The organism is Bacillus sp. 05T31, assembly GCF_056396725.1.
In genome coordinates, this window is the sequence record NZ_JBFTMA010000603.1 from 1 (window position 1) to 6,061 (window position 6,061).

General features: G+C 36.7%; 3 pseudogenes. All 3 read left to right on the forward strand.

What is annotated here, in order from left to right:
• Positions 1-72 precede the first annotated feature (72 nt).
• Positions 73-861: pseudogene (locus AC1DJR_RS24995) on the forward strand (hexose kinase); the annotation flags it as partial.
• A 15-nt stretch (positions 862-876) separates the two neighbouring features.
• Positions 877-1,697: pseudogene (locus AC1DJR_RS25000) on the forward strand (tagatose-bisphosphate aldolase).
• 449 nt (positions 1,698-2,146) lie between these two features.
• Positions 2,147-6,061: pseudogene (locus tag AC1DJR_RS25005) on the forward strand (endo-alpha-N-acetylgalactosaminidase family protein); the annotation flags it as partial.

The following is a 6,061-nucleotide window of genomic DNA, read 5'->3' on the forward strand; positions in this document are numbered from 1 at the left end:
GGAAGAAGTTGTCCTAGCGACAGGTGTGCTTGGTGGTACGATTGGTGAATATATTATTCAAGAATTAAATAGGAAGAAGTTGTCCTAGCGACAGGTGTGCTTGGTGGTACGATTGGTGAATATATTATTCAAGAATTAAATAAAAGCAATATTCCAAATGACTTTTTGAAAATTAAAAAAGAATCAAGAAATTGTATTGCTATTCTTCATGAAGGGATGCAAACAGAGATTTTAGAATCTGGGCCGACATTATCCAAAGAAGAAGGGACAATTTTTTTAGGGAAATTTGAATGTCTGCTTACAACAGCTTCACTTGTGACAATTTCGGGCAGTTTGCCGAAAGGGTTACCGACTAACTTTTATTATCAAATGTTAGAAATCTGTCATAAAAATGAAATTCCAGTAATTATGGATTCATCAGGAGAATCTTTGAAACAAGCCATGATGCATAAAGAAAAACCATTTGCCATCAAACCAAATACAGCGGAATTATCTCAGCTGCTGGGCAGTAACATGGAAGCGGGAATCATAGGTCTAAAGCAAGCATTAAACCATGAACTATTTACTGGTATTGAGTGGATTATCGTTTCAATGGGTAGTGAAGGTGCATTTGTTAGGCACGGCGAGGACTATTACAGAGTTACGATTCCAAAAATAAAAGTGGTCAATCCTGTAGGGTCTGGTGATGCGACAGTTGCAGGGTTAGCTGTGGCACTACATCAAAATCAAACCGTCGAGACTGTTCTTAAAACGGCGATGACTACAGGAATGTTAAATACCATGGAAGCTGGAACTGGTTATATTAATGTGAATAAGTTTAAACAATACTTTGATCTCGTTAAAGTTGTAAAAATAGATTGATAGAGGAGAATGTTGATGTTAGAACTAACCAAAAATAAATTGGAAGCTCTAAAACGGCTATCTGCTGAAAATGGCATAATTGGGGCATTGGCTATTGATCAACGCGGTTCATTGAAAAAAATGATTGCGTCTGGTGGTGCAAGTCATGTTGGAGATGAGGGCATTATCCGTTTCAAAGAGTTAGTTTCTGAGGAATTAACACCATTTGCAACAGCGATTCTTTTGGACCCGGAATATGGTCTGCCAGCGGCTAAGGTCCGCGATAAAGAATCAGGATTAATCGTAGCGTATGAAAAAACTGGATACGATGCGTCAGAAGTAGGCCGGTTGCCGGATTTATTACCGGAATGGTCAGTGAAGCGATTAAAGGAAGCAGGTGCCGATGCTATTAAATTCTTACTCTACTATGATGCTCGAAACCACAATACAAAGTAGATGTATTAAAAGTAGAAGTTCCAGTAGATATGAACTTTGTGGAAGGATATACAGCAGGTGAATTTGTTTACAGTAAAGAAAAAGCAGCTTCTTATTTCAAAGAACAAAGTGAAGTAACCGAGCTGCCGTTTATTTTCCTGAGTGCAGGAGTAAGCGCAAAATTATTTCAAGAAACATTAAAATTTGCTAAAGACTCTGGTTCTACCTTTAACGGAGTGTTATGTGGTCGGGCAACTTGGAGAGACGGTGTGATACCGTTTGCTTTAGGCGGTGAACAAGCAGGTCGTGATTGGTTAAAAGATATTGGTAAAAGGAATACTGAAGAACTGAATTTCGTGTTGAAAGAGACAGCTAACTCATGGTTTGCTAAAGTGAAAGTAACAGCTGAGCTTCAAAGTTAGTACAATATCTTTTCTTCCATATATCTTTCAATTCATTTATTTTTAAGAAATATTTGCATCAGAATCAATTTTTAAACGGAATGAAGAAAAATGAGCAGACATTTATCTGCTCATTTTTTAGTAAGGCCAGCATGTGTGAAAATCCTAGGTGGAAAGTCCAAAACAGTAAAAGTAGTAGTAACTATAGTTTAAAACAAGGATATGTGAGGTGCACTTTATATCTGAAGTAAATATAGCTGAAAAAAGGTAATAATACCTAGAATGTGTAAGCGCTTTACTAAAAGACAATATATCTAAAAAAAGAAACAATATCTTTATTGAGTGGGAGCTTTAAAAAAACTATTCTAAACATAAGTGAAAGCGGTACCTTTCAGGTTTTGGTATATTTTAAAAATTAATGTGCAGGTATTGTCTTTAATTAAAATTTGAAATTCAAAGGGGGAGAAGAATTGGAGAGTAAGCATTTCAAGAGAGCTTTTAATACTCTTCTTGCACTTGTGCTAATTGTGCCGACATTTTTAGTGAGCATGATGGTGCCATTACATGTAGGAGCAAATGTGTCTAATCCATGGGTTACAATTTCATCTGGAGGAAACGAAATCAATGCAATAATAGAACAAAATGGGAAGTCCTATGTAAGGCTTGGAGCAGGTGCCGGAAATGATAATGGGGCTAAAGCTGCAATTTTCCAAGAACAAAATAAAATCGCTAAAGAATCGGGAACGATGGCGTATACCTTTACTCCAGAAACCAGTGGAGAAGATACTAGATTTGGTTTCTATCCTCACTATATTGACAATAATAACTTCGTTTTTGTAGGCTACGACTCACTTGGATGGTTCTATGAATACAAATATCAAGGAAAAGGTGATTGGTTAAAAACGAGACCGAATGTTTCACTTCCAGAGGCTGGGACCTCACATTCCATAAAAATTGATTATAACGCAACCACTTTGAATATTACATTAGATGGAAAAGATTTATTTGGACCGGTTACTTTACCTAATGATGTAAATAACCTCCTTACAGGTAAGGAAGCAGTTAAACTTGGTGCTTTTGGAGATAAAAAAAGTCAAGTTCTCATTGAATTAGGAGCTGCACCTGGAGATGGAGGCACGGATCCAGGAGATGAAAAACTTGTCGACATTACGGATAATAAACTAGAAGAAGGCGACTTTAAAATTATCTCAGGCGATGGAAAAGTTACTTATAATGAAGATGGTTCAGCAACTTTCGGTGTTACATCTACCCAAAAGAATCGARTTGTCTATAACCAAATGAAAGCAATTAAAAATGGTGTTTTTGAAGCGGATGTTACTACTAATACTGATAAGATGAATCGCTTTGGATTAATCTATCGTGTTCAAAATGCATCTGCATACACTTATGTGGGAACAGGGGATACGAACGACCAGTATTTTGGTGAAACATTTGGACCTATAAACAATTGGACGTCGATGACTTCAAATGTACCGTTAAAAGCAAAACAAACATACCATTTACGTTTAGTATTCATGGACGATGTTGCAACGTTATACATTGATGGTAAAAAGGTAGATTCTTGGACTTTAACAGGTGGTGTAGATCAAGCGGGGGGACTTGGGTTTGAAAAAAGCCGAGGAGCTGCCGATATTACGATTTCTAATGTCAAAATCAAGGAATATAGTGCGCTAAAACCTCCAGATACTCCACCAGTAGAAGATACATTAAAGTCAAAGTATATGGATGTCACTATTGACCAAGTATTCCCGCGGGTTGTGAAATACAAAGTTGGCGATAAAGTAATGAATGGACAAGAATCACCTGTTTACGGATTGAAAGTAAATGGTGCACTATACTATCCTAAAGTAAGCTTTGAAAAGTTAAGCGATAGTGAAGTGCTATATACATTAAAAGTTGTGGATGAAATTAAAAATCTTGATGCTGTATTTAAGGTATCTTTGAAAGTAAATGATAATAAAGTTATTTATAGTTTCGATGAAATTAAAAATAATGGTAGTGCAAAAATTGAAACAGTTGAGTTTGCTGATATGAACGTTATCTCAGTAAATTCGGAGCAAAAAGGTGCAAAAGCTAAATTAACGAATATTAGTACTGATGTTAGGAAATCAGGAGATGTGGATGTAAGCGTAGATTCCATACCGTGATATTATGCAAGACATTAAAGGATATCAAGATGTAAACAATAATGTTGGAATGCGTATTGCAATGAATTTCGGATCACAAGCACAACAACCATTCTTAAAAACAGCAGATAATATTAAAAAGGTTGCTCTTGCTACAGATGAATTGGGGCAGGCTGTTTTATTAAAAGGATATGCAAACGAAGGACATGACAGTGGTCATCCGGATTACGGTAATGTAGGTGAGCGTATGGGTGGCGTGAAAGATTTGGATACGCTTATTAAAGAGGGGCATAAGTATAATACCCAATTTGGTGTCCATATCAATGCGCAGGAAGTTTATCCTGAAGCGAAAGCTTTCAACAATGATTTTATTGATCGTCCAAATTCTTTAGGATGGGGATGGCTAGATCAATCTTATACAATTAATAAATTAAAAGATTTGTATACTGGAGCGCGTGCGAAAAGACTAGATGAATTGAAAGCTGCTGTTTCAGATCTTGACTTTATTTATTTAGATGTATGGTATCAAAATCAATGGGAATCAAATAGAATAGCAGATCAATTTAAAGATAGGGGCTGGAGACTAACAACGGAATTTGGTGGTTCTATGGCCAATTATTCAACGTGGCAACACTGGGCTACCGATAAAAACTACGGTGGACCGGAAAGCAAAGGTATCAACTCAGAAGTACTACGCTTTATTAGCAATCACCAAAGAGATTCTTGGGTGTTGAATTGGCCTGAAGTAGGAGGAACCGCTGATCATCCATTGCTTGGTGGATTTGAATTAGCTGGTTTCGAAGGGTGGCAATCTGATAAGAATTTTGATAATTTTATTCGCATGACATTTGATACGAATCTACCTACTAAATTCTTACAAAAATATTATGTAACGAATTGGACAGCTGTAGAAGGGGATAAAAGCAAGACAAACTTAGAAAAGGAAATAAAATTGAAAGACCCAAGTAATGGGGATGTTGTCGATGTAACTAGAAAAGACAATTCTAGGGAACGTGTTATTACACTGAATGGAAACGTTGTACTTGATGGACACACTTATTTAATTCCTTGGGTGAAACAAGATTTTAAAAATCCAACTTCTAATTCTGAAAAACTATATCATTGGAATTTGGAAGGTGGTACAACTACTTGGACACTTCCAGATGAATATAAGGGTGTATCTAGTGTTTATGTATACAAATTGACAGATCGCGGTAGAGCAGATATGAAAGAAGTCAAGGTCGTAAATAATAAGGTAACTTTGACAGCTGGTGCGGCAACTCCATATGTTGTTGTACCAAAAAGAGATAAAGGTTTGGAAATCCTTGACTATGATTGGAGTAAGGGTGCTCATATATATGACGCGGGATTCAATACAGGAAAAGTAAGTGCATATACAACTATTGAAGGTGATAACAAAGCTGTAAGCGCTGTTAGAACGAATCAAACTGGAAGCAACCGTGATTTAAGTAGCGGAGATTATTACTTGAATATTGATAGTCCATCGAAAGATACAACTGTTTCCCGTGTCCTTACTGGTTTGGAACCGGGGAAAGATTATGTTGCAGAGGTATATGTTGAAAACAATAGTGATGTAAAGGCCGGAATTACAGTAACAGGTGGGAAAGAAGACGTTAACAATTACACACTTCGCAGCCTGCAAAAGAACTATGTTAAGGCAGATTCACATGCCTCAAATGATGGATACAATAGCAAAATGCAAATAATGCAAGTGAGCTTTACAGCTGTATCTAATAAAGCTAAATTAACTCTCAGCCGTGATTCCGGAAAAGGAAACACAAAATTTGATGATATTCGGATCGTTCAAAAGTCCTTGAAAAATAATGTCTCACCGACGGAATTTAAACAAGATTTTGAAATGGTGGTACAAGGCATTTACCCATTCGTTATTGGTAACACAGAAGGTGTAGAAGACAACAGAATTCATTTGTCTGAATTGCATGCTCCATATACGCAAAAAGGATGGGCAGGTAAAAAGTTAGTCGATGATGTATTAGGTGGGAATTGGTCCGTTAAAGTGAACACTGGAAATAAAGGGTTGCTGTACCGTACTATCCCTCAAAATTATCGTTTCGAACATGGCGTAACTTATAAAGTATCATTTGACTATCAAACAACAGCAAATGCATATCGCTTTATTTCAGGGGATCAAGAAATTGATGTTCGAGACATTGCGAGTGCAAAGGGGTTGAGTGTGAATAACACTCTTACTACATC